Source organism: Leifsonia poae (genome assembly GCF_027921845.1).
GTDB classification, from domain to species: domain Bacteria; phylum Actinomycetota; class Actinomycetes; order Actinomycetales; family Microbacteriaceae; genus Leifsonia; species Leifsonia poae.
Genome location: NZ_BSEN01000006.1, coordinates 205,125 through 229,374 on the forward strand (window position 1 = coordinate 205,125; position 24,250 = coordinate 229,374).

A 24,250-nucleotide genomic window follows, 5' to 3' on the forward strand; every position below is an offset into this window, starting at 1 on the left:
TTATGTCTTGGGCTTCACGCATGCTACAATGGCCGGTACAAAGGGCTGCAATACCGTAAGGTGGAGCGAATCCCAAAAAGCCGGTCTCAGTTCGGATTGAGGTCTGCAACTCGACCTCATGAAGTCGGAGTCGCTAGTAATCGCAGATCAGCAACGCTGCGGTGAATACGTTCCCGGGCCTTGTACACACCGCCCGTCAAGTCATGAAAGTCGGTAACACCCGAAGCCGGTGGCCTAACCCTTGTGGAAGGAGCCGTCGAAGGTGGGATCGGTGATTAGGACTAAGTCGTAACAAGGTAGCCGTACCGGAAGGTGCGGCTGGATCACCTCCTTTCTAAGGAGCATCTGGCACTCTTCGGAGTGTCCAGGCGCCGGATCGAGACACACGTTCTCGCCGGTAGCTCATGGGTGGAACATTGACATTGGTGCGGAGCTGAAAGGCTCGACGTCAGTACGCTCTTCGGAGTTGGAAAGCATCGAGCAACTAAGAACCGCACGTGCACGCTGTTGGGTCCTGAGGGACCGGACCTCATCCACTCGGATGAGAACTGGACCTCTGGACCTTTTCTTGTCGCTCATAACTCGAGCCGGCAGAAAAGGTACCGCCCGTACTTTGAGAACTACACAGTGGACGCGAGCATCTTAGATTCGAGTCGAGCCGGTTTCGGCTGGCGAGTCTCGGATCACAAAGATCTGATTTATTTAGATCATTGGTCAATTTTTCCTGCACCTCTTTTAGAGGTGCGAAGAATCGATTCAAACTCATGTGATTTCAAATTTCTAAGAGCAAACGGTGGATGCCTTGGCATCTGGAGCCGAAGAAGGACGTAGTAATCTGCGATAAGCCTCGGGGAGTTGATAAACGAACTTTGATCCGAGGATTTCCGAATGGGGAAACCCCGCTGGGCCCGTAAGGTGACCCAGTGACTCCCGCCTGAATATATAGGGCGGGTAGAGGGAACGTGGGGAAGTGAAACATCTCAGTACCCACAGGAAGAGAAAGCAAAAGCGATTCCGTTAGTAGTGGCGAGCGAAACCGGAAGAGGCTAAACCGATCATGTGTGATAGCCGGCAGGCGTTGCATGGTCGGGGTTGCGGGACTTTTCTGCTGATTCTGCCGAACAGCGAGCGTTACAAAGGAATATAGACGAATGGCATTGAAAGGCCAGTCATAGAGGGTGCCAACCCCGTAGTCGAAATGTTCCAATGGCGCGAAGAGTATCCCAAGTAGCACGGGGCCCGAGAAATCCCGTGTGAATCTGTCAGGACCACCTGATAAGCCTAAATACTCCCAGATGACCGATAGCGGACAAGTACCGTGAGGGAAAGGTGAAAAGTACCCCGGGAGGGGAGTGAAATAGTACCTGAAACCGTTTGCTTACAAACCGTTGGAGCCTCCTTGTAGGGGTGACAGCGTGCCTTTTGAAGAATGAGCCTGCGAGTTAGCGATATGTGGCGAGGTTAACCCGTGAGGGGTAGCCGTAGCGAAAGCGAGTCTGAATAGGGCGATTCAGTCGCATGTCCTAGACCCGAAGCGAAGTGATCTATCCATGGCCAGGTTGAAGCGACGGTAAGACGTCGTGGAGGACCGAACCCACTTAGGTTGAAAACTGAGGGGATGAGCTGTGGATAGGGGTGAAAGGCCAATCAAACTTCGTGATAGCTGGTTCTCTCCGAAATGCATTTAGGTGCAGCGTTGCGTGTTTCTTGCCGGAGGTAGAGCTACTGGATGGCCGATGGGCCCCAAAAGGTTACTGACGTCAGCCAAACTCCGAATGCCGGTAAGTGAGAGCGCAGCAGTGAGACGGTGGGGGATAAGCTTCATCGTCGAGAGGGAAACAACCCAGACCACCAACTAAGGTCCCAAAGCGCGTGCTAAGTGGGAAAGGATGTGGAGTTGCACAGACAACCAGGAGGTTGGCTTAGAAGCAGCCACCCTTGAAAGAGTGCGTAATAGCTCACTGGTCAAGTGATTCCGCGCCGACAATGTAACGGGGCTCAAGCACGCCACCGAAGTTGTGGCATTGACATTATTGGTAGGCCTTCGTGGTCCAGCCGTGTTGATGGGTAGGAGAGCGTCGTGTGGCCAGCGAAGCGGCGGTGTAAACCAGCCGTGGAGGCCACACGAGTGAGAATGCAGGCATGAGTAGCGAAAGACGGGTGAGAAACCCGTCCTCCGAAAGACCAAGGGTTCCAGGGCCAGGCTAATCCGCCCTGGGTAAGTCGGGACCTAAGGCGAGGCCGACAGGCGTAGTCGATGGACAACGGGTTGATATTCCCGTACCGGCGAAGAACCGCCCAAGCTAATCCAGTAATGCTAAGTGTCTGAATCCCCTTGATCGAAGCCTTCGGGCCTAGACGAGTGGGCCTAGCACACGACCCTATGCTGGTGCGGCTAGCGTATTAACAGGTGTGACGCAGGAAGGTAGCCGAGCCGGGCGATGGTTGTCCCGGTCTAAGTGTGTAACCCGAGAGATAGGCAAATCCGTCTCTCATATAGGGCCAGGCACGATGGGTAGTCTTAATTGACGAAATCGGTGATCCTATGCTGCCAAGAAAAGCATCGACGCGAGGTTCCAGCCGCCCGTACCCCAAACCGACTCAGGTGGTCAGGTAGAGAATACCAAGGAGATCGAGAGAATCGTGGTTAAGGAACTCGGCAAAATGCCCCCGTAACTTCGGGAGAAGGGGGGCCTGAGGCGTGTAGGGATTTACTCCTGAAGCGTTTGAAGGCCGCAGAGACCAGTGGGAAGCGACTGTTTACTAAAAACACAGGTCCGTGCTAAGTCGCAAGACGATGTATACGGACTGACGCCTGCCCGGTGCTGGAAGGTTAAGAGGAAGGGTTAGCTTCGGCGAAGCTCAGAATTTAAGCCCCAGTAAACGGCGGTGGTAACTATAACCATCCTAAGGTAGCGAAATTCCTTGTCGGGTAAGTTCCGACCTGCACGAATGGCGTAACGACTTCCCAGCTGTCTCAACCGCGAACTCGGCGAAATTGCACTACGAGTAAAGATGCTCGTTACGCGCAGCAGGACGGAAAGACCCCGTGACCTTTACTACAGCTTGGTATTGGTGTTCGGTGTGGCTTGTGTAGGATAGGTGGGAGACTTTGAAGCTTGGACGCTAGTTCAGGTGGAGTCATTGTTGAAATACCACTCTGGTCACTCTGGATATCTAACTTAGAACCGTAATCCGGTTCAGGGACAGTGCCTGGTGGGTAGTTTAACTGGGGCGGTTGCCTCCCAAAAAGTAACGGAGGCGCCCAAAGGTTCCCTCAACCTGGTTGGCAATCAGGTGTCGAGTGTAAGTGCACAAGGGAGCTTGACTGTGAGACTGACAAGTCGAGCAGGGACGAAAGTCGGGACTAGTGATCCGGCAGTGGCTTGTGGAAGCGCTGTCGCTCAACGGATAAAAGGTACCTCGGGGATAACAGGCTGATCTTGCCCAAGAGTCCATATCGACGGCATGGTTTGGCACCTCGATGTCGGCTCGTCGCATCCTGGGGCTGGAGTAGGTCCCAAGGGTTGGGCTGTTCGCCCATTAAAGCGGTACGCGAGCTGGGTTTAGAACGTCGTGAGACAGTTCGGTCCCTATCCGCTGCGCGCGTAGGAAATTTGAAAGGATCTGACCCTAGTACGAGAGGACCGGGTTGGACGAACCTCTGGTGTGTCAGTTGTTCTGCCAAGAGCACCGCTGATTAGCTACGTTCGGGATGGATAACCGCTGAAAGCATCTAAGCGGGAAGCCGGCCTTGAGATGAGATTTCCATGCCTTCGGGCGAGAGGCTCCCAGCTAGACTACTGGGTTGATAGGCCGGATGTGGAAGTGGGGACTAAAGACCCATGGAGCTGACCGGTACTAATAAGCCGATAATTTGATAATCACTATCTTCATACTGTTGTAAGGCTGGTATGAGGAGCCTGAGATTGCTTGCGTCCACTATGTGGTTCTCGATGTACGGTCGAGAACTGAAACAATCGTGATGATTGTTCGTTCACTTTGATACATCAATAGTGTTTCGGCGGCCATAGCGAGAGGGAAACGCCCGGTTACATTCCGAACCCGGAAGCTAAGACTCTCTGCGCCGATGGTACTGCAGGGGGGACCCTGTGGGAGAGTAGGACACCGCCGGACTTCTTTTGTGAAATGGCCACCCATTGTTGGGTGGCCATTTCGCGTTTAACGGCTCGGGTGCCGCGATCTGCGGCCCGCCGAACATCCATGAAGAGCAACGTCGTAGGCTGAGCACGCTGTGCCCGCCACCCAACAGGAGAAGTCGTGAGCGAAACACCGGCAGACGACCACGAAGAACGGCGCGCGTCGCAGCGCCCGGACGGCGCGGCCGGCCGCAACGACGGCGACCGTCGTCCTCCACGGAACGACGGAGAGCGTCGGCCCCCGCGCAACGACGGACGTCCCCCGCGCAACGATGGACGTCCCGCGCGCAACGACGGCGCTCCGCGCAGCGGCGAGCGGTCGGACAAGGGTGGCCGCGACGGTTCGAGCGGGCGCCCTCGACGCGACGACGGTCGAGGCAGCAGTCGCGACAGCGGTAGAGACGGAGCTCGTGACGGCAAGAGCGGCGGCTACCGCGGGAACAGCGCGAACGGCGCCGGCGGTGCGGGTAGGACCGGGGGCGCATCCGGCGGTCGCGGCGGATACAGCCGCGACGACCAGCGCGGTGGACCCGCACGGTCGGGGTACAGCCGCGATGGCCAAGGCGGCAGTCAGTCGCGGGGTTACGCTCGCGACGGCCAGGGCTCCGGGCAGGGTCAGTCACGTGGGTACGGCCGCGATGGGCAGGGCGCCGGCGGCGGTCAGTCGCGCGGCAATGGTCGCGATGGCCAGTCCAGTGGCGGCGCCGAGCGGCGCGGGTACGCGGCGGGTGGATCCTCACGCGACGGCGATCGCCGCGGCGGAACCGGCAGTCGCGGTGGCGCCGCGCGCAGCGGAGACCGCGATGGCGCGAACCGTGACGGCGCGAAGCGCGAGTGGTCGCGGGACAGCAAGCCGGCTTCGAGGCAGGGCGGCGGGCATCCGGGCAATCGGGGTACGCGCGACGAGAAGTTGTGGACGCGCGGCGGAAAGCCGGCACGCAACGACCGGGACGCTCGCGACACCGAGTACGAGCTGACCGAGGAAGAGCGCCTGGCTCGCGAGCTGCGTTCGGTACGGGCCCGCCACGACGATCCCGAGATCCCGGAGGGCGTGGAGCCCCGCGATCTCGACAAGGGTGCTCGCGTCGAACTGAAGTCGCTGAGCAAGGAGAACGCCGACTGGGTCGCGCAGCACCTCGTGATGGCCGCCCGCCTCATCGAGGACGACCCGGAGCAGGCGCACGCGCATGCCATGTCGGCCGCACGTCGCGCCGGTCGCATCGGCGTCGTGCGGGAGACGCTCGCGATCACGGCATACGCGACCGGCGACTTCGCTCTCGCCCTGCGGGAGCTGCGCACCTATCGCCGGATCTCCGGGTCGAACGACCAGCTTCCGCTGATGGTCGACAGCGAGCGTGGTGTGGGCCGCGCAGACCGCGCGCTGGAGCTCGGCCGCAGCGTGGACCGCTCGACCCTCCCGAACGACGTGCAGGTGTCGCTCGCGATCGCGATGTCCGGTGCGCGGCTCGACCTCGGCCAGACCGATGCGGCCCTCGCCGAGCTCGAGATCCCGCAGCTGGACCCGAACCGGGCGTTCAGCTGGAGTCCGGATCTCTTCCATGCCTACGCCGATGTGCTCGACGAGCTCGGTCGCGCAGAGCAGGCGGAGTCGTGGCGCGAGCGTGCCGCCCGTGCCGACGAGGCGATCGGCGCGGCGCTCACCGTCGACGAGCACGAGACGATCGACATCGTCGAGGAGGAGTACGAGTTCGACGTCGATGGCGAAGACAGGGTCTCCATCGGCGACGCCGACACGATCGATCACGATGCCGACGTCATCGTCGAGCTCGAAGACGACGCTGACCTGGATGCGGACGTCGAAGCAGAGCTCGACGCGGATGTCGAAGTGGAGACCGAAGCCGACCTCGACGCCGAGGGCGCCGCGGACGAAGACGCGAACGAGAACCAGAACGAGGACGAGGACGACACCGACGATGGCACTGTTCCGACGGAGCGCTAAGACGATGACCCCGCTCGACGGAGTCGACCTGGTGCTGGCGGACCTCGACGGCGTCGTGTACAAAGGTCCGCACGCCATCCCGCACGCGGTCGAGAGCCTGAACGCGGCCGCGGAGTTCGTTCGCGTCGGCTACATCACGAACAACGCCTCGCGCACCGACGCTTCGGTCGCCGGGCACCTCACCGACCTCGGCCTTCACGTCGAGCCCTCGGACGTCGTGACGTCCCCGCAGGCCGCGGTGCGCCTGCTGGCGCAGCATGTGGAGCCGGGGTCGCGCATCCTGGTCATCGGCGGCGACGGGCTGGTCGACGAGGTGCAGAAGGGCGGTTTCACGGTCACCCGCTCGGCCGACGACGATCCTGCCGCGGTCATCCAGGGATTCGCGCCGGAGGTCGGCTGGAACCAGCTCGCGGAAGCCGCGTTCGCCCTGCAGGATCGCACGGAGGAGCAGCGGCCCTGGGTCGCGACCAACACCGACTGGACGATCCCCGTCGCGCGCGGGATCGCCCCCGGCAACGGAACGCTCGTCTCGGCCGTCCACACTGCGGTCGGCAGGCTCCCGCTCGTCGCCGGCAAGCCGGAGGTGGCGATCTTCGACGAGGCGATCGCTCGCTTCGGGGCGAGCAAGCCGCTCTTCATCGGGGACCGTCTGGACACCGACATCCTGGGCGCGAACCGGGCCGAGATCGACTCGGTGCTCGTGCTGACGGGCGTCGACGGTGCCAAGCAGCTGATCGCCGCCGATGCCGGATCACGGCCGCGTTACATCCTGGCCGATCTGCGTGGACTCTCCGAGCCGTATCCGGAGACGACGTTCTCGAAGGACGGCTCGTCGGCCACGGTCGGCTCATCAACCGTCCGCATCGCCGGCAACGACGTGCAGATCGTCAGCGATGGGGACTCCGAGCTCGACCTGCTGCGCGCTGCCTGCGCCGTGATCTGGAACTCCGGCCGGGCGATCTACGGGCTCGAGGTCCCGGAGCGCCTGTACTCCTGAGCCGGCGGTCTCAGAGCGCGGTGGCGTGCTCCACGACGCGGTAGCAACGCCGGATGCGGTCCAGCCACCACTCGCGGCGGTCTTCGTCTGCGGCGAGGGCGTCGAGGCGCGCATCCGAGACCGTCGGTCGTGTCACCGGGATAGCGCCGTCGACCGGGAGCAGGGGTTCGTCGGCGACGTCCTGCACGAACATCGCGACCGTGCCGAGCCCGCAGTCGAACTCCAGCTCGGGGATCGCTGCCGCCAGGTGGGCGCCCATGGCGATGCCGACGGAGGTGTCGATCGCGCTGGAGACGACCACCGGCAGGCCGGCGTCGGCGATGATCCGGAGTGCTGCGTGGATGCCGCCGAGCGGCTGGGCCTTCACGATCAGGAGGTCGGCGGCGCCGGCCCGCGCGACGGCGAGGGGATCGCTCGCCTTGCGCACGCTCTCGTCGGCGGCGATCGGCACCCCCATGTACTTGGTGCGACGCCGGATGTCGGCCAGTTCGTCGACGGTGGCGCACGGCTGCTCGACGTACTCGAGGTCGAACGGGGCCAGCGCGTGGATGGCGTGCTCGGCCTCGTCGACGTTCCAGAGGGCGTTCGCGTCGATCCGGATGCGTCCCTCCGGGCCGAGGAGCTCGCGCACCGCTCGCACGCGCTCGACGTCGTCGGCGAGTGTCTGGCCGGGCTCGGCCACCTTCACCTTCGCCGTGCGTGCGCCCGGGTAGCGGCCGAGGACGGCGGCCACCTCGCGCGCGGGGACCGCGGGAACCGTCGCGTTGACCGGGATCGCGGAGCGCAGCGGAGCGGGAGCGGGATGCCAGCCGAAGTCGATCGCGGCGTGAAGCCAGGCGGCGGCCTCGGCGTCGCCGTACTCGACGAAGGGCGAGAACTCGGTCCAGCCCTGCGGGCCCTCGAAGAGGACCGCCTCGCGGACGGTGATGCCGCGGAAACGGAAGTTCATCGGAAGCGAGACGACGCGTGCGGTCCTCAACAGGTCGGCCAGGTCGGGCAACATTCCACAAGTGTGGCACGCTCCGATCCGGTGTCCGGCGCCGAACCGTAGTCTGGACGCATGGCACAGGCAGTATCAGACATCTTCGACGCGAGCGCGTGGCGTGAGGTCCCCGGCTTCGAGGCGCTCACCGACGTCACGTATCACCACGATCTCGCGGGACGGGTGGCGCGTGTGGCCTTCAACCGGCCGGAGGTGCGCAATGCGTTCCGGCCCCATACGGTCGACGAGTTGTATGCCGCACTCGAAGACGCCCGCACCAATCCGCGCATCGGCGTGGTGCTGCTCACGGGAAACGGGCCCAGCCCGAAAGACGGCGGTTGGGCGTTCTGCTCGGGCGGCGATCAGCGCATCCGCGGCCGTGACGGCTACAAGTACGCCGAGGGGGAGACGGCCACGGGTATCGACGCCGCACGGAGCGGGCGGCTGCACATCCTGGAGGTGCAGCGTCTCATCCGCTTCATGCCCAAGGTCGTGATCGCGGTGGTGCCCGGGTGGGCTGCCGGCGGCGGTCACTCGCTGCACGTGGTCTGCGATCTCACGATCGCGAGCGCGGAGCACGGCAGGTTCAAGCAGACGGATGCCGACGTCGGTTCGTTCGACGGCGGGTACGGCAGCGCCTACTTCGCGCGTCAGATCGGGCAGAAGCTCGCACGCGAGGTCTTCTTCCTTGCCCAGGAGTACTCGGCCCAGCGGGCGTACGAGATGGGCGCAGTGAACGCGGTCGTGCCGCACGCCGAGCTCGAGTCGACGGCGCTCGCCTGGGCGAACGAGATCCTCACCAAGTCGCCCACGGCGATCCGCATGCTCAAGTTCGCGTTCAACGCCGTCGACGACGGGATGGTCGGGCAGCAGGTGTTCGCGGGCGAGGCGACGCGCCTGGCATACGCATCGGACGAGGCGGTGGAGGGTCGCGACGCCTTCCTCGAGAAGCGCGAACCGGACTGGTCGGCGTTCCCGTGGCAGTACTGAGCTCGGCCGTACTGAGCTCGGCCGTCGTGAGCGGAGCCGTAGTAGACGCAGCGGCGCTCCGATGACGCGGCCGCTCCTGGCGCTTCCGTCCGACCGTCCCGATGAGATCTTCCGTGCGCTGCGCGAGGCGCTGGGCGGCGGAGGGCCGGCGGTGGTTCCGCGCGATGCGGCGTCGGCCGGTACCACGGAGTCGTGGCCGGCTCCCGGGGAGACCGTCCCGCAGAACGTTGCGCTGGTGATCGAGACGTCCGGGTCCACGGGGGTTCCCAAGCGGGTCGCACTGTCGGCGGACGCACTGCTCGCCAGTGCGGCGGCCTCGGCGGGCGCGATGGGAGGCCAGGGGCAGTGGCTGCTCGCGCTGCCGGCGCACTACGTGGCCGGTGCCCAGGTGCTCGTGCGCTCGATCGCTGCCGAGACGGAGCCGATCGTCTACGGAAGTGGGCACTTCGATCCGCGGCGATTCGCGGCGCTCGCCGCTGCGATGACGCACGACCGGCGGTTCGTGTCCCTCGTGCCCGTGCAGCTCGGCCGCCTGATCGAGGCCGCCGAAGCTGGTGACCGCGAGGTGGCGGACGCGGTCCGACGGTTCGACGGCATCCTGGTCGGTGGCCAAGCGCTCAGCGAGACGCTGCGCGAGCGGGCCGTCGCCGTGGGAGCACGCGTGATCGGGACCTACGGGTCGAGCGAGACAGCCGGCGGCTGCGTCTACGACGGCGTGCCGATCGGTTCCACGGTCGTGCGCGAGGTCGAGGGCGCGCTCGAGATCGGCGGCCCGGTGCTGTCCGAAGGCTATCTCGGCGACCAGGCCCGCACGGCCACGGCCTTCCACGAGGCGGACGGACACCGGTGGTATCGCACGGGAGACCTCGGGCGGGTCGGGTCCGACGGCCGGGTGACGGTGCTCGGCCGCGCCGACAATGTGATCATCTCCGGCGGTGAGAAGGTGTTGCTCGACGCGGTGGAACGGGCTGTTCGCTCGGTCGAAGGATTCGAGCACGCGGTCGTCGTGGCCGCGCCCGATGCGGAGTGGGGACAGGTGCCGTTGGTCGCCGTCGGCAGCCTCCCCACGACGACGCTGGCACAGCTGCGCGCGTTCGTCTCCGCGAGGATGGGACGAGCTGCCGCCCCGGCGGGCATCGTCGAACTCGGGGAGCTGCCGCACCTCAGCAGCGGCAAGCCCGATCGCGTCGCCATCGCACGAGCCGCCGTGGCGCTCGCCATGGACGGGAAGGCATAGCGGATGTCGTTACAATTCGCAGTGTGATGAGCCAGAACAAGCCGAAGATGCAGAGGATGTCTGCTGCCCAGAAGCGCTCGAAGGGCAGGAGCGGCCGTCCCGGCGCGTCCAAGACGAAGGTCAAGCCGGCCACCGCATCCGATTGGATCGCTGGCGCCCGCCTGCGCACCCTGCCGCTCGCGATCGCACCCGTCATCATCGGTGTCGGCGCGGCCAAGCTCGCCGACGGGCCGGGCATCTGGCACCCTGTGCGCGGGCTGCTCTGCCTGGCGGTCGCGGTCTTCCTGCAGATCGGCGTCAACTACGCCAACGACTACTCGGACGGCGTCCGCGGTACCGACGCGTTCCGTGTCGGCCCGAGCCGGCTCACCGGATCGGGCCGCGCCACGCCCAAGCGTGTGCTCACCGTGGCGCTCGTCTTCTTCGGTCTCGGTGCCGTCGCCGGCCTCATCCTGGTGATCCTCACTCAGCAGTGGTGGCTGCTCCTCGTGGGCGCAGCGGCCATCGCGGCCGCGTGGTTCTACACCGGAGGCAAGCGGCCCTACGGCTATTACGGCCTCGGCGAGGTCTTCGTGTTCGTCTTCTTCGGGCTGGTCGCGACGGCGGGTACGACCTTCCTCCTCGCGGGCGTCGTCAACCAGGAGGCGTGGTTCGGAGCGGTCATCGCCGGTCTCATCGCCTGTGCGGTGCTGATGGTCAACAACATCCGCGACATCGAGCCCGACAAGCAGGCCGGCAAGCACACGCTCGCGGTCGTGCTCGGAAACATGGCCTCGCGCATCGTGTTCTGCGTGTTCCTGCTGGTGCCGTTCGCGATCCTGGCCGTGCTCGCGCTGCTGTACCCGATCGCCTGGCTGGGCTTCTTCGCCCTGCTCGCGGCGCTGCCGGCGTGCGCGATCACGCTGTTCGCCAAGACCCCGCGCGAGCTCGTGACGGCGCTGCAGCTGACCAGCCTCACCGGGCTGCTCGTCGCGATCGCGCTCGGCTGCGCCTTCGCGTTCTAGCCCTGCGAGGCGCCGGCGCAGGCCGGAGACGCGGCGATCAGGCCGTGGTGTCGTGCGGCTTCGTGCGCGGGGTCGCCGCTTCGGAGGAGTCGATCGCCGCATCCTCGACGTCGTCGTCGACCGTCGTCGCGGGCTTGTCGCGGTGACGGGCGGCGTACAGATCGGTCGCTACCGCGTTGCGCGACTTACGCAGGAAGATGTACGAGAGGCAGAGCCCGATCAGCGCCGCCGCGACGACGGCGATCCACGCCTCGATGCGCAGCACCAGGAGAATCACGAGCGGGACCACGAACAGCAGTAGACGGAGCACTGAGTATGTGATCCACGAGGGAATGCCTTTCACCCTCCCAGCTTAGAGACACTCTCTGAGAGTTACGATTGACACATGGTTCGCCTCTGGATAGTCCTCGGCGTCGCCGCCGCGGTGTTTTACATCTATTCCGTGGCAGACTGCGCCTTTTTCGACCGCTCTCGAGTGCGTGGCCTTCCCAAGCCCGTGTGGCTTCTCATCATCATCCTGTTCCCAGTGATCGGCGGAGCCCTGTGGTTCCTGGTCGGCCGGGGGCGCCGCAGCAGTTCCGGCGGTCGACGCATCGTCGCGCCGGATGACGACCCGCAGTTCCTGAAGCGCCTCGCGCAGGACCGCGACCAGGAGGAGCGCATCCGGCAGCTCGAGAAGGAACTCGCTGACCTCGACGACAACGGACCCGACAACGACCAAACCGGCCGCCGGGATGGCTGAGGCCGACACCGAGACGTCTGACACGACAGCGGCGACGGGACGTCCCGGAGCGCAGGTGGACGACGGCCTTCCCCTGACGGGCAACCCGGCCACCGACTATTCGATCGCCCTGTTGAGTGCGCTGGTGACTGCCGGCGTGCGCGACATCGTCGTCAGCCCGGGCTCCCGCTCCCAGGCGCTGGCTCTCACCGCCGCCGAGCTGGAGCACTCCGGGGCGATCCGACTGCACGTGCGGATTGATGAACGTGTCTCCGGCTTCCTCGCGCTCGGCCTCGCGCGGGAGAGCGGCGCGCCCGCCGTCGTGATCACCACGAGCGGCACCGCGACCGCGAACCTGCATCCGGCGGTGCTCGAGGCGCACGAGTCCGGCATCCCGCTGATCGTCCTGACGTCCGACAGGCCCGCGGAGCTCCGCGGCATCCGGGCCAATCAGACGACACAGCAGCCCGGAATCTACGCGGACGCCGCGCGCTGGGAGATCGACGTCCCCGCGCCGGAGGGGAGCGCCGACGAGCGCGCGACGGCGGAGGCTCTCGCGCGAACCGCCGTGAGCACCGCGGTCGGTGCCGATTCCGCCGATCCGGGGCCCGTGCACATCAACCTCGCGCTGCGCGACCCGCTCTCGGTCGCGGTTCCATCGATCGACATCGCGCAACCGGGAACCGTGCCGTCGACGGCGGGCCCGGATGCGCTCGGCCGGGACATCCTGCCTCTTGCCGACGGTCCGCTCACGGTCGTCGTGGCCGGGGCCGACGCCGGCGAGGTCGCGGAGTCGTTCGCGCGCGCGGGCGGCTACCCGCTGATCGCGGAGGTCTCGAGCGGCGCCCACTTCGGACCGAACCTCGTCGTGGCCTACCGGGAGCTGCTTCGCGAGGAGGGCTTCGGCGACCGCGTCGAGCGCGCCGTCGTCTTCGGGCATCCGACCCTCAGCCGTGAGGTTCCGGCACTGCTCATGCGCGACGACGTCGAGGTCGTCGTCGTCGCGCCGCGCGGCGAGCAGGCGTACAACCCGGCGCACCGCGCGCAGATCGTCGGCGGTGTGACCGTTCCTCCGACGGCCGACCCGCGATCGCCGGAGGCGCGTGCCTGGGTGGGCAGCTGGGTGTTCGCGAGCAGACGGCTGATCGAGGCCGCCGAGCTCGCGGCGGATCCGGGAGCCGCCGCGCCCGACGTCGACAAGGCGCGCTCGTTCGATCCTTCCGACGCGCTCGCCTTCGCCAAGGCCGAGCTCGCGGCGGTGCGCGTGCCCATCACGCGTCCGCTGCTCGCCGAGGCCCTGTGGCGCTACACCTGGCCGCACGACCGTCTCGTCTTCGGGGCATCCCGCCTCATCCGGGATGCCGACCGGATCGTCCTCGGCAAGAAGCTGCGGGTGCACGCGAACCGTGGGCTCGCCGGGATCGACGGCACGATCGCCACCGCACTCGGCGTGGCGATCGCAAGCCAGGCGTCTGCAGAACAGACGGGGACCCCCTCGGGCGTGACACGCGTGCTGATGGGGGACCTGACGCTGCTGCACGACGTCGGTGCCCTGCTCATCGGCGAGGGCGAGTGGCGCCCGCACCTGCAGGTGGTCGTGGGCAACGACGGTGGCGGAACGATCTTCGACGGGCTCGAGGTCGCGAAGAGCGCGCCCGCCACAGCCTTCGAGCGGGTGCTGTACACGCCGCAACACGTGGATGTCGCCGCGCTCGCCGCGGCGTACGGCTGGGACCACCGCGTCGTGCGCACCAAGGGCGAGCTCGACCAGGCGCTCTCCGCGCCGCCCGCCGGCGTCAGCATCGTCGAGGTGCCACTCGCGCGCTAGGTCGTGCGCCACGTCTCCGGAGCTACAACCGGCTCGCGGCCCCGCGCCGCTCGGATTGGAGGCTGTCCACAACGGAAGTGAGAGTCCGTTGGCGGCTGGCTAGCATGACCGCGTGCATATGATCTTTCGAACGATGCTTCACGCGCTGATCTCGCGGTTCGGCGCACGACTGGGACACTGGGACGTCGCGCGTACGAAGTTCCGCGTACTGCCGACCGATCTCGACATCCTGAAGCACATGAACAACGGCGTATATCTCTCCATCGCCGACATCGGACGGTTCGACCTGCTCACCCGCAACGGGGTGTGGGCGATCTTCAAGAAGCGCGGCTGGTACCCCGTCGTGGCGTCGGAGACGATCTCGTTCCGCAAGTCGCTGGAGCTGTGGCAGCCGTTCGTCGTCGAGTCGCGCATCCTCGGCTTCGACGAGCGGGCGGTCTACGTCGAGCAGCGGTTCACCGTCGATGGCGAGATCTACACGCAGGCGTTCATCCGGGGCCGATTCCTCAAGCGCGGCGGCGGCATCGTCACGAACGAGGAACTGTTGGAGGCCGTGGGCACGGCACCGACGGACGTCAGCGTTCCCGCGTGGCTGCTCGAATGGGGCGGCCGTGCGGCGCTCCCGTCGACGCGCGCCGAAGCGCCCAGCGTCTGGGCGGACTGAGACCGGCGCCCGCTAGCGGACGCCGGCCCCGAAGCGGACGCCGGCCCGGAAGCGAACGCCGGTCCCGAAGGGTCGGCTACCGCGGTTCGAAGGCGAACACGCCCTGCGGATCCCACTCCGCGCGCACCTCCGCCAGACGGTCGAGCACTGCCGGTGGCCAGGTCTTCTCGAACGCCGCCCTGTCCACGAGCCCCGCCGACCAATTCACGTTGGTGATGGCGGAGACCCGGTCGCTCACGGCCTCCGTGATCAGGGCGGCGCGCTCGGGAGCGAGCTCGGCGAAGGTGCCGGGATCCGCCGCGAGCGTCGACAGCGTGTAGAGGCTGTCGCGGCCGCCGACGGCGGTGCCTTCCTCCGGGTCGCGACTGGTCGCTCCGCCCAGCTGGCGGATCTCCACCGCGAGGAACGGCGAGCCCGAGGCCGGAGTGACCAGCTCGAAGAGGGCCCGGCCGGCGTCCTGATCGAAGGAGTCCAGCATCAGGCCGCGGATCCAGCTGGGCGCACCCGCCTCGGGGTCGTTGTGGATGGTCGCGATCGCGGTGGTCGGCATCTCGGCCACGAAGTCGAGGTACACGGGTGCCGCCGCACGCAGCGGAGCGATGAGCCGCTCGCCTTCGGCCGGGTCGCCCGGATACGCGAACCGCACGCTGAACACGAAGTGCCCGCGCAGGGGCGGGGGCGGGCCTTCTATGTCGGGCACGTGAAGGAAGACCGCCGAGGTCGTCGCCTCGACGGGCAGCGCCGCTGACCAGTCGATCCACGACTGGAAGGCCTGCTCGACCGCGTCGCCGTCGAAGAAGAGGCTGCCCCCGTAAAGCGTGCGCAGGGGAACGAGCTCGAGCGTCATCTCCGTGACGACCCCCAGGCCGCCCTTGCCCCCGCGGAGCGCCCAGAACAGCTCCGGGTTGGTCGCGCCATCGGCCGTGACGACCTCGCCGTCGGCGGTGACCACGCGGAACGCGCGCACCCAGTCGGCGGTGAAACCGTGGCTGCGGGCGAGCGGCCCGAGGCCGCCACCGAGCGTGTAGCCGACCGCTCCCACGCTCGTGGACGATCCCGTGACCGGCACCAGGCCGAACTCGGCCGCGGCAGTGATGACCGGAGCCCAGCGCACGCCGGCGCCGATGCGGGCGAGCCGCGCATCCGGATCGATCTCGAGCGAGTCGAGTGCGCGGGTCGAGATGATGAGTCCGTCGGTGATCGGCGTCTCCGCGCCGTGCCCGGTGGCCTGGATGCGCACGCCGAGCCCGTGCTCGCGCGCGAAACGCAGAGCCTCGGCGACGTCGGCGTCGGACGTGACCGCGACCACGACATCCGGATCATGCCGGATGACCGGGTTGAAGCAGGCCACTTCGGCCGCGAGGCCCTCGTCCCCGCGCAGATAGACAGTGCCCCCGATGGCGTCGCGCAGCTGCGCGATCGATTCCTGTGTCAGTGATTTCCCCATGGGGCGAGGGTAGAGGAGGGCACCGACATGGCGGAAGAGCCCAGGGCGCGGTCGGTCGGCTGACGTACGATTCCAGCATGACCACCGTGACGCCGTCCTCTCCCGGGTTCCGGGCGACGTCGTCAGCGACGCCGGAGCCTCCGGATGCGTCCACCGTCTACGCGCCGCGCGATCCGGTGGACGTGCGGGCGACCCTTGGCATCATCGGCCGCGGCCCCTACGATCCGACGACCATCTGGGATGCGCTCGGGGTGTGGCGCACCTTCCGCACGCCGGCGGGGTCGGCGACGGTGCGCATCCGGTACCCGGCGGCCGACGGTTCCATCGCGGCGGCAGCCTGGGGTGACGGCGCGGAGTGGGCGATCGACGCGGTGCCCGGACTGCTCGGCCGCGACGACGACTGGAGCTCGCTGGACGTGCGGGGCACGCCGTTGCTGCACGACAGCCGCCGTCGCAACCCGGGTCTGCGTCTCACGCGCACCGGGCGCCTGATCGAGGCGCTCATCCCGGCGATCATCGAACAGCGCGTGACCAGCCTCGAGGCGTACAACTCATGGGCGCGGCTGATCCGCTGGTACGGCGAGCCCGCGCCCGGACCGGCTCCAGCCGAGCTCCGCGTGGTGCCGACCGTGGCGCAGTGGCGGGGCATCCCGTCGTGGGAGTGGCACCGGGCGGGCGTCGACCCCGGCCGCGCGCGCACCGTGATGTCGGTGCTCGCCGTGGCGGGGTCACTGGAGCGGGCGGCGGATCGCGCGGCCACGCTGCCGGATGCCGCCCGAGCGCTGCGCACGGTGACGGGCATCGGCGTCTGGACGGCCGCGGAGACGCTGCAACGCACGCACGCCGACCCGGATGCGGTGAGCGTCGGCGACTACCATCTCGCGCACTACGTGGGGGAGGCGCTGATCGGCCGCCGCGTCGACGACGACGGGATGCTCGAACTGCTCGAACCCTGGACGGGACAGCGGCAGCGGGTGATCCGGCTGATCCTGGCGAGCGGGCATCGCTTCACGCGACGCGGGCCGCGGGTGACGCTGCAGGACCACCGCTGGCACTGACCGGAGTTCCCCACCCGCGATCGAGTCCGAACTTGTTGCGTGCGACACGCCGCTTACGAGTGCGACAAGTTCGGACTCGATCGTAGGTGGTGGCGGGCGGGCGGGTCAGCCCGCGGTGCCGTTCCGTTCCTGCTCCACCGCGTGCAGGGTCGCGTGCTCGACCCGGATGTCCTTGTCGAGCTCGCGGCACAGGTTCTGGTAGTGCTCGAGCATCGCCGGGTGGTAGTCGTTCCAGTCCGGCATCGGGCGGCCGGCGCGCGCGGCGATCAGCCGGTCGAGGTAGTAGTCCCAGCCGACGCCGACGTCCGCCTCCTCGGTGAGCGACCGGAGTCGCTGCGCGAAGGTCAGCGTCGTGTGACCGCTCGACTCGGTGAGGTGCCAGTACATCCGCCACGAGTCGCCGGCCGGACCGACGTCGGCCGCGAACTTGTGCGGCGCGACGCACTCGAGGATGGAGACGTTCTCCCACGGAGCGTCGTCGCCTTCGGCGGTCATCCGGAACCGCACGGCTCCGGTGGAGGGGAGCCCGGTGTACTCGCCCACCCATTCGGCGAGTCGCGGAGAACGGGTGAAGTACGACCACACGTCTTCGATCGGCGCCTTGAAGATCCTGTCGAGGACCACGTAGACCCCGTCGTCTTTGCGAACGAGGCGACCTGTTGGTTGCGGCATCATGATGAACCTCCCGCTGAATCCTCACACTAGTCACGTCTCCGCGATAAGGGCAGAGGGCGTGCGAGGGTTCTCAGGGGCGGATGGCCCGCACTGACCTCGCGCTCAGGATTCGGAGCGCCTCGCGCTCAGGATTCGAGCACCGCCATGGCCGCGTTGTGCCCGCCGATGCCGCTGACCGCGCCGCCCCGTCGCGCACCGGATCCGCAGAGCAGGATGCGCTCGTGCCGCGTCGCGACGCCCCAGCGCTGGGCCGGCGTCGACAGCTCGTCGTCGTCCTCGGCGAACGGCCACGACAGCGGGCCGTGGAAGATGTTGCCGCCCGGCATGTTGAGCGTCTGCTCGATGTCGCGCGTCGTCTTGGTCTCGATGCAAGGGTTGCCGTCGGCGTCGGTGAGCAGCAGCTCCTCGATCGGTTCCGCGAGCACGGAGTTGAGCGAGGCCAGCACGGCGGCCTGCAGCCGCTCGCGCGTGGCGTCGTTGTTCTCGTCGTTCAGCCAGCGGTCCGGCGTGTGCAGCCCGAACACCGTGATCGTCTGCGCGCCGCCGGCGGCCAGCTCCGGGTCCAGGATGCTCGGGTCGGTCAGCGAGTGGCAGTAGATCTCGCACGGGATGAGCTCGGGCATCACGCCGCGGACCGCTCCCGCGTACGCGGTCTCGAGCTGTGTGTAGGTCTCGTTGATGTGGAAGGTTCCGCCGAATGCGGCGGCCGGATCGACCGATTCGTCCCGCAGACGCGGGAGGCGCTCGAGAAGCAGATTCACCTTCACCTGGGCGCCCTCGGCGTGCGGCCGCCCGGGCTCCCGCTCGTCGCCGAGCAGCGCGTCGAGCACCTCGGGCGCGACGTTGGCCAGCACGTGGCGGCCGATCACCCGCCGCTCGTGCTTCTTGCGCCGATAATCCACGGTGCCGTCCGGGTCGATCGCCGTCACCTCGGCGCCGGTCACGATGCGCGCGCCGGCCTCGCGGGCGGCCCGCGCGAGTTCGGTGGTGACGCTGCCCATGCCGCCGATCGGCACGTCCCATGCGCCGGTGCCGCCGCCGATCACGTGATAGAGGAAGCAGCGGTTCTGGCCGAGCCCGGGGTCGTCGACGCTCGCGAAGGTGCCGATGAGGGCATCCGTGGCGACGACGCCGCGCACCAGGTCGTTCGACACCCTGGACTCGATGAACTCGCCGATCGGGCGCTCGATGATGGCGTTCCACAGCTCGTCGTCGCCGACCAGCGCCTTCGCCTCGCTCCGGGTGAGGAGCGGTTCGGTGACCGTCGGCCAGAGGGCGCGCGCGAGTTCGCCGGTGGACTCGTAGACCGAGGCGAACGCATCCGTGTCGTCGGCGGCGCCGATGCTCGCGAACGAGCGGGCGGTCGCTTCGGCATCCGTGTTGTCGATCAGCAGGCCGGAGCCGTCGCGCGCGCCCGGTACCGGCGTGTAGGAGGAGTAGCGGCGGCGCGCGAGGGAGATGCGCAGGCCGAGATCGTCGATGATCCGCTGCGGCAGCAGGCTGACGAGGTAGGAGTAGCGGGAGAGCCACGCGCCGACGCCGTCGAACGCCTGTGCGCTCACGGCCGCCCCACCGGTGTTCTGCAGCCGTTCGAGCACGATCACGCTCAGCCCCGCCTTGGCGAGATAGGCGGCGGCGGTGAGGCCGTTGTGCCCGCCTCCCACGATCACCACGTCGTGCGTGGGTTCCGGAGTCTCCTCGGGTGCGGTGGCGTCGGCGTCGGTCATGCTTCAGAGCTTAAAGGGGAACCGGCCGGAACCGCGCGGGCGAGCGCGTCGCGGCAGGCGACGACACCGGGACGGCCGGCGGAGGAGCGCCGGGCAGCGGTGAAGACCGTGCGGTGCGGGTTGCCGGGGAGCTCGACGAGCTCGACGCTCGGGCGCTCGTCCGCCCACACGAGATCCGGCAGGAGACCGACCGCGTTACCCGACCGGATGAGCCGGATGTGCGCGACCAGATCGGCGGTCTCGTAGCGCACATCCGGCTCGAATCCGGCCTCACGGCAGCGTTGGACCGCCCACGTGCGTGCCGCCGTCCCCAGCGGCTCCATCACCCACGGCAGGTCTGCCGCCTCGGCCAGCGACGATGCCCGGATGCGCGCCTTCGGCTCCGCGCTGCTCGCGAGCCGGATGGGGTCGGTCGCCAGGTCGACCCGGTCGAGCCCGGTGCGCAGTCCGCGCGTGCTCCCCGGGTACTGCTCGGCGATCACCAGGTCGAAGTCGCGGGCCGCGACCTCGAATAGACCCTGCTCCGGCTCCCGCTCGGTGACCTCGACGCGGAGGTCGGGGTACGCGCCGGCCAGGATGCTCAGCGCGCGCGGCACGATGGCGTGCGCCGCCGACTGGAAGACGGCGATCCGCACGACGCCGGTCACAGTGGTGAGCGACGTCGTGAGCTCCGATTCGGCCTCGTCGAGAAGATCCAGGACGTCGGCGGTGTGCCGCACGAGGATCTCTGCCTGCGGAGTGAGCTGCACGCGGCGGCCGACCTTCTGCAGGAGCTGGACGCCGCACTCCTTCTCGAGCGCGGAGAGCTGCTGCGACACCGATGACGGGCTGTAGGAGAGCGCCTGGGCGACGGCGGTCACCGTGCCGCGGGCATCGAGTTCGAGCAGCAGCCGCAGTTTGCGCACATCCAGCATCGGTACTCCCTTGTCCGGCTCACCAACGATTGTTCGGCTGAGCCAAACGATATCGTTCGACAACCTTCGCTTCTGCTTATCCGATCCAACCCGCACACTGTTCTCCACAGGCCGGATTCATCCCCGTGTCGGCCTCACCTCAGGGATACCCGGACAGCGAGGAATACAGTCGTGAGCATGGTCGATCACACGGATGGCGTCGAGACGCGCCCGTCGCAGGTTGCGGCAGAGGCCGTCGAGCTGGTTCGCACCTGGCTGCAGCAGAGCAGCGCAGCCGGTGCGGGCGACGGTACGGCGGGCGCCGGCTCCTCCGGAAAAGAAGACCCGGCGGCGCAGCGGCTGGCCGGCGTGCTGAAAGACCCGAAAGGCCTGGACTTCGCGGTCGGCTTCGTCGACGGCGTCGCGCGCCCGCAAGACCTGTTCGTCGCCGGGTACAACCTGCAGCGCGTCGCCAAGCACATCCCGGCGTTCCTGCCCTGGTACATGCGCTTCGCCATCTGGCTCGGCGGAGTGTTCGGCCCCGTGCTGCCGTGGATCGTCATCCCGGTCGCCCGTCGCGTACTGCGCGGAATGGTCGGGCATCTCGTGGTCGACGCCACCCCGCAGAAGCTCGGACCGGCGATCGAGCATCTCCGCCGACCGACCGACCCGACGGGCCACGGAGCGCGCCTGAACCTCAACCTTCTCGGCGAGGCGGTGCTCGGCGAGCAGGAGGCGGCTCGGCGACTCGAGGGCACGCACGCGCTCCTCGCGCGCGACGATGTCGACTACGTCTCTATCAAGGTGTCCTCGATCGCCTCGCAGCTGTCCATGTGGTCGTTCGATGAGACCGTGGCGCGCGTCGTCGAGCGGCTCACCCCGCTCTACCAGCTCGCCGCATCGTCGCCGAAGCCGAAGTTCATCAATCTCGACATGGAGGAGTACCGCGATCTCGACCTGACGGTCGCCGTCTTCACGGGCATCCTGAACAAGCCGCAGTTCGCCGGGCTCGAGGCCGGCATCGTGCTGCAGGCCTATCTGCCGGATGCCCTGGATGCGCTGCAGACGCTCACCGAGTGGGCGACGGCGCGGCGCGCGAAGGGCGGTGCCGCCATCAAGGTTCGCGTCGTCAAGGGGGCGAACCTCGCGATGGAGCGCGTCGACGCGGCGATCCACGACTGGCCGCTGGCGACCTACCCGAGCAAGCAGAACACCGACACCAACTACAAGCGAGTGCTCGACTGGGCGCTCACTCCCGAGCACACGAACGCGGTCAGGATCGGCGTCGCCGGGCACAATCTGTTCGACGTGGCGTACGCGTGGATCCTCGCGTCGAGTCGCGGCGTGACCGACCGCATCGACTTCGAGATGCTGCTCGGCATGGCGACGGCGCAGGCCGAGGCGGTCAAGAAGACGGTCGGCAGCCTGCTGCTCTACACACCCGTGGTCAACCCGGCGGAGTTCGACGTCGCCATCTCGTACCTGATCCGACGGCTCGAAGAGAACGCCAGCCAGGAGAACTTCATGTCGGCCGTGTTCGAACTCGATTCGAACGCCGCGCTGTTCGAGCGGGAGAAGCAGCGCTTCCTCGCGTCGGTGGCCGACCTCGAGGCCGAGCAGGCGCAGGCACCACGCGGGATCGCGCCGCTGCCGAATCGGCGGCAGGATCGGGCGCGCGAGTGGGAGGACCTGAGTGTCGACGGCCTCACCCGTCCGCCGGCTCCCGCGGAAGCGCCGGCGACGGGCGACGACGGACTGACGAGCGTCGTGCTCGGGTTGCAGCGCGGTTCGCGCGGTGACGGCGCCGTCGAGCAGAGTCTCGGTGGCGAGGCGCCCGCCGCCGGCGAGGCGCCCGTGACCGGGGGAGCCGCCTTCCACAACGCGGCCGACACCGACCCGTCGCTGGCGGCGAACCGTGCCTGGGGGCGCAAGATCCTCGCCCGTTCGACGAACTCCGATCTGGGCTCGGCGACGATTGCCGCAGCGTCGGTGACCCATCCGGAACAACTCGAGACCGTCATCAGCACCGTCCAGTCCAACGGAGACGCCTGGGGGCGTCGCAGCGGGGCCGACCGTGCCGCGATCCTCGACAGGGCGGGCCTCGCGCTCGCGGCCAACCGTGATCGCCTCATCGAGATAATGGCTGCCGAGACCGGCAAGACCATCGCCGAGGCCGATCCGGAGGTCAGCGAGGCCGTCGACTTCGCGCACTACTACGCGACGCTGGCGCGCGAACTCGACACCGTGCAGGGCGCGCGCTTCGTGCCGTCCAAGCTCACCGTCGTCACGCCTCCGTGGAACTTCCCGGTGGCGATCCCGGCCGGATCGGTGCTCTCCGCGCTCGCCGCGGGCAGCGGCGTGATCATCAAGCCCGCGCCGCAGGCCAGGCGCTCGGGCGCGGTGATGGTCGAGGCGCTGTGGGAGGCAGGGATCCCGCGCGAGCTCCTCGCCCTCGTCGACGTCGCCGAGGACGATCTCGGCCAGCGCCTCATCGCCGACCCGCGGGTCGACCGGGTGATCCTCACCGGTGCGTACGAGACCGCGAAGCTCTTCCGATCCTGGCGGCCCGACCTTCCGCTGCTCGCCGAGACGAGCGGCAAGAACGCGATCATCGTCACCCCGAGCGCCGACTACGACCTCGCGGTGTCCGACATCGTCAAGAGCGCCTTCGGCCATGCCGGGCAGAAGTGCTCCGCGGCCAGCCTGGTGATCCTCGTCGGCTCGGTCGCGAAGTCCGATCGCTTCCGGCACCAGTTGATCGACGCCGTGACCAGTCTCCGCGTGGGCTACCCGGCCGACCCCACCTCGCAGATGGGTCCGCTCGTCGAACCGGCGTCGGGAAAGCTGCTCCACGCTCTCACCACGCTCGGCGCATCCGAGGAGTGGCTGGTGCAGCCGCGCCAGCTCGACGACACCGGGCGGCTGTGGTCACCCGGCGTGCGCGCGGGCGTGCAGCCGGGATCGTACTTCCACCTCACGGAGTTCTTCGGCCCGGTGCTCGGCATCATGACGGCCCGCACGCTCGATGAGGCGATCCGGTACCAGAACGCCATCGAGTACGGCCTCACCTCAGGCCTCCACTCGCTGGACTCCGAGGAACTGGCGCACTGGCTCGACGGAGTCGAGGCGGGAAACCTCTATGTCAACCGTGGAATCACGGGCGCCATCGTTCGGCGCCAGCCGTTCGGTGGCTGGAAGCGGTCCTCTGTCGGCGCCGGCACGAAGGCCGGTGGCCCGAACTACCTGATCGGCCTCGGCTCGTGGGAGGCGGAGACGGGCAATTCGAGTGCGAGCCTTCATCTGCGCGGCCTCGACCCGCGGGTATCCGACCTGATCGAGTCCGGACAGCCCGCGATGGACTACACGGCGTTCGACCTCGTGCGCCGGTCCGCTCTGAGCGACGCGATCGCCGCCGCCACCGAGTTCCACGTCGTCAAAGACGTCTCCGGTGTCGGAGTGGAACGCAACCTGTTCCGCTATCGACCGGTTCCGGTGACCATCCGGCTCAGCGAAGGGTCGGGGCTGGCGCCGCTGCTGCGACTCGTCGCCGCTGGCACGGTCGCCCGCTCGCCGTTCACCGTGAGCAGCGCCATCAAGCTCCCGCGGGCGACCCACCACCTGCTCCGGGAGCGAGGGGTGGAGATCGTGATCGAGAACGATGCGGCCTGGCTCGCACGCGCGGCGGCCGGGTCGCTGCGCACGCATCGCATCCGGTTGATCGGAGGCGACGCGAAGGCGCTCGCCGCCGCCCTGGGCGGCACTCCGGATGTCGCGATCTACGCCAACCCCGTCACGCCGTCCGGACGCGTCGAGGTGCTGCCCTTCCTGCACGAGCAGGCGATCTCGATCACGGCCCACCGTTTCGGCAACCCCTCGCAGCTGAGCGACGGCGTCATCTGATGAAACG

The 24,250-nt window shown here is 67.5% G+C and carries 16 protein-coding genes and 3 rRNA genes (1 of these 19 running past the window's edge); 13 read left to right on the plus strand and 6 right to left on the minus strand.

The genetic code is table 11. From position 1 onward, the window contains the following. From PKE84_RS07985 to PKE84_RS08005, 5 genes are all read left to right on the plus strand, one after another. Positions 1 to 334 (plus strand): 16S ribosomal RNA (locus PKE84_RS07985); it begins 1,188 nt to the left of the window's first position. Positions 335 to 770: 436 nt separating this feature from the next. Next, positions 771 to 3,885 (plus strand): 23S ribosomal RNA (locus PKE84_RS07990). 135 nt (positions 3,886 to 4,020) lie between these two features. Next, positions 4,021 to 4,137, plus strand: a 5S ribosomal RNA gene (gene rrf, locus PKE84_RS07995). The 16S, 23S and 5S rRNA genes sit together here, the layout of an rRNA operon. A 144-nt stretch (positions 4,138 to 4,281) precedes the next feature. Further along, positions 4,282 to 6,120 (plus strand): hypothetical protein, encoded by a 1,839-nt coding sequence (locus tag PKE84_RS08000; protein ID WP_271176702.1) that lies wholly within the window; start codon positions 4,282 to 4,284, stop codon positions 6,118 to 6,120. Beyond that, positions 6,095 to 7,117 carry an HAD-IIA family hydrolase gene (locus PKE84_RS08005; RefSeq protein WP_271176703.1) on the plus strand — a complete coding sequence of 341 codons (1,023 nt, stop codon included), beginning with the start codon at positions 6,095 to 6,097 and terminating at the stop codon, positions 7,115 to 7,117. Before PKE84_RS08000 ends, PKE84_RS08005 begins: the two co-directional genes overlap by 26 nt. Positions 7,118 to 7,127: 10 nt before the next feature. On the opposite strand, the gene PKE84_RS08010 is transcribed toward PKE84_RS08005, so the two are convergent. Beyond that, positions 7,128 to 8,120 carry an o-succinylbenzoate synthase gene (locus tag PKE84_RS08010; RefSeq protein ID WP_271176704.1) on the minus strand — a complete coding sequence of 331 codons (993 nt, stop codon included), beginning with the start codon at positions 8,118 to 8,120 and terminating at the stop codon, positions 7,128 to 7,130. A 57-nt stretch (positions 8,121 to 8,177) separates the two neighbouring features. Between PKE84_RS08010 and PKE84_RS08015 the strand changes: the two genes are divergently transcribed. The 3 genes from PKE84_RS08015 to PKE84_RS08025 all read left to right on the plus strand — a co-directional run bounded on the left by PKE84_RS08015 (position 8,178) and on the right by PKE84_RS08025 (position 11,330). Next, a complete protein-coding gene (locus tag PKE84_RS08015) occupies positions 8,178 to 9,089 on the plus strand; it encodes a 1,4-dihydroxy-2-naphthoyl-CoA synthase (protein WP_271176705.1) in 912 nt (303 codons plus the stop codon). 61 nt (positions 9,090 to 9,150) lie between these two features. Beyond that, positions 9,151 to 10,326 (plus strand): AMP-binding protein, encoded by a 1,176-nt coding sequence (locus PKE84_RS08020; protein ID WP_271176706.1) that lies wholly within the window; start codon positions 9,151 to 9,153, stop codon positions 10,324 to 10,326. 26 nt (positions 10,327 to 10,352) lie between these two features. Then, complete coding sequence (locus tag PKE84_RS08025; protein ID WP_271177132.1) at positions 10,353 to 11,330, plus strand: 1,4-dihydroxy-2-naphthoate polyprenyltransferase; 978 nt, start codon at positions 10,353 to 10,355, stop codon at positions 11,328 to 11,330. A 37-nt stretch (positions 11,331 to 11,367) separates the two neighbouring features. On the opposite strand, the gene PKE84_RS08030 is transcribed toward PKE84_RS08025, so the two are convergent. Beyond that, positions 11,368 to 11,673 carry a DUF4229 domain-containing protein gene (locus PKE84_RS08030; protein WP_271176707.1) on the minus strand — a complete coding sequence of 102 codons (306 nt, stop codon included), beginning with the start codon at positions 11,671 to 11,673 and terminating at the stop codon, positions 11,368 to 11,370. 42 nt (positions 11,674 to 11,715) lie between these two features. Between PKE84_RS08030 and PKE84_RS08035 the strand changes: the two genes are divergently transcribed. The 3 genes from PKE84_RS08035 (at position 11,716) to PKE84_RS08045 (ending at position 14,543) form a co-directional block, all read left to right on the plus strand. Next, positions 11,716 to 12,072, plus strand: a complete 357-nt coding sequence (locus PKE84_RS08035) for a PLD nuclease N-terminal domain-containing protein (protein ID WP_271176708.1) — start codon at positions 11,716 to 11,718, stop codon at positions 12,070 to 12,072. Further along, entirely contained in the window at positions 12,065 to 13,879 is a 1,815-nt protein-coding gene (gene menD / locus PKE84_RS08040; RefSeq protein WP_271176709.1) for a 2-succinyl-5-enolpyruvyl-6-hydroxy-3-cyclohexene-1-carboxylic-acid synthase, read from the plus strand. Before PKE84_RS08035 ends, menD begins: the two co-directional genes overlap by 8 nt. 118 nt (positions 13,880 to 13,997) lie before the next feature. Further along, positions 13,998 to 14,543, plus strand: coding sequence for a thioesterase family protein (locus tag PKE84_RS08045; RefSeq protein ID WP_271177133.1), 546 nt, complete (start codon positions 13,998 to 14,000; stop codon positions 14,541 to 14,543). Positions 14,544 to 14,619: 76 nt separating this feature from the next. Here the strand turns inward: PKE84_RS08045 and PKE84_RS08050 are convergent, their stop codons facing one another. After that, entirely contained in the window at positions 14,620 to 15,990 is a 1,371-nt protein-coding gene (locus tag PKE84_RS08050) for an FAD-binding oxidoreductase (RefSeq protein ID WP_271176710.1), read from the minus strand. 77 nt (positions 15,991 to 16,067) lie between these two features. On the opposite strand from PKE84_RS08050, the gene PKE84_RS08055 reads away from it, so the two are divergent. Then, positions 16,068 to 17,048, plus strand: coding sequence for a DNA-3-methyladenine glycosylase family protein (locus PKE84_RS08055; RefSeq protein ID WP_271176711.1), 981 nt, complete (start codon positions 16,068 to 16,070; stop codon positions 17,046 to 17,048). A gap of 105 nt (positions 17,049 to 17,153) precedes the next feature. On the opposite strand, the gene PKE84_RS08060 is transcribed toward PKE84_RS08055, so the two are convergent. The 3 genes from PKE84_RS08060 to PKE84_RS08070 all read right to left on the minus strand — a co-directional run bounded on the left by PKE84_RS08060 (position 17,154) and on the right by PKE84_RS08070 (position 20,364). Further along, positions 17,154 to 17,720 (minus strand): SRPBCC family protein, encoded by a 567-nt coding sequence (locus PKE84_RS08060; RefSeq protein WP_271176712.1) that lies wholly within the window; start codon positions 17,718 to 17,720, stop codon positions 17,154 to 17,156. 128 nt (positions 17,721 to 17,848) lie between these two features. After that, positions 17,849 to 19,450 (minus strand): phytoene desaturase family protein, encoded by a 1,602-nt coding sequence (locus PKE84_RS08065; protein ID WP_271176713.1) that lies wholly within the window; start codon positions 19,448 to 19,450, stop codon positions 17,849 to 17,851. Then, positions 19,447 to 20,364: a LysR family transcriptional regulator gene (locus tag PKE84_RS08070; protein ID WP_271176714.1), complete on the minus strand. Its 918-nt coding sequence runs from the start codon at positions 20,362 to 20,364 to the stop codon at positions 19,447 to 19,449. The genes PKE84_RS08065 and PKE84_RS08070 overlap by 4 nt, the downstream gene beginning before the upstream one ends. Before the next feature lie 177 nt (positions 20,365 to 20,541). On the opposite strand from PKE84_RS08070, the gene PKE84_RS08075 reads away from it, so the two are divergent. Next, complete coding sequence (locus PKE84_RS08075; protein ID WP_271176715.1) at positions 20,542 to 24,243, plus strand: proline dehydrogenase family protein; 3,702 nt, start codon at positions 20,542 to 20,544, stop codon at positions 24,241 to 24,243. Positions 24,244 to 24,250 lie beyond the last annotated feature (7 nt).

Coding starts and splice junctions, on each gene's coding strand:
- PKE84_RS08005 (WP_271176703.1), top strand. CDS start 6,095: ATGGCACTGTTCCGACGGAGCGCTAAGACGATGACCCCGCTCGACGGA.
- PKE84_RS08010 (WP_271176704.1), bottom strand. CDS start 8,120: ATGTTGCCCGACCTGGCCGACCTGTTGAGGACCGCACGCGTCGTCTCG.
- PKE84_RS08015 (WP_271176705.1), top strand. CDS start 8,178: ATGGCACAGGCAGTATCAGACATCTTCGACGCGAGCGCGTGGCGTGAG.
- PKE84_RS08020 (WP_271176706.1), top strand. CDS start 9,151: ATGACGCGGCCGCTCCTGGCGCTTCCGTCCGACCGTCCCGATGAGATC.
- PKE84_RS08025 (WP_271177132.1), top strand. CDS start 10,353: ATGAGCCAGAACAAGCCGAAGATGCAGAGGATGTCTGCTGCCCAGAAG.
- PKE84_RS08035 (WP_271176708.1), top strand. CDS start 11,716: ATGGTTCGCCTCTGGATAGTCCTCGGCGTCGCCGCCGCGGTGTTTTAC.
- menD (WP_271176709.1), top strand. CDS start 12,065: ATGGCTGAGGCCGACACCGAGACGTCTGACACGACAGCGGCGACGGGA.
- PKE84_RS08045 (WP_271177133.1), top strand. CDS start 13,998: ATGATCTTTCGAACGATGCTTCACGCGCTGATCTCGCGGTTCGGCGCA.
- PKE84_RS08050 (WP_271176710.1), bottom strand. CDS start 15,990: ATGGGGAAATCACTGACACAGGAATCGATCGCGCAGCTGCGCGACGCC.
- PKE84_RS08055 (WP_271176711.1), top strand. CDS start 16,068: ATGACCACCGTGACGCCGTCCTCTCCCGGGTTCCGGGCGACGTCGTCA.
- PKE84_RS08060 (WP_271176712.1), bottom strand. CDS start 17,720: ATGCCGCAACCAACAGGTCGCCTCGTTCGCAAAGACGACGGGGTCTAC.
- PKE84_RS08065 (WP_271176713.1), bottom strand. CDS start 19,450: ATGACCGACGCCGACGCCACCGCACCCGAGGAGACTCCGGAACCCACG.
- PKE84_RS08070 (WP_271176714.1), bottom strand. CDS start 20,364: ATGCTGGATGTGCGCAAACTGCGGCTGCTGCTCGAACTCGATGCCCGC.
- PKE84_RS08075 (WP_271176715.1), top strand. CDS start 20,542: ATGGTCGATCACACGGATGGCGTCGAGACGCGCCCGTCGCAGGTTGCG.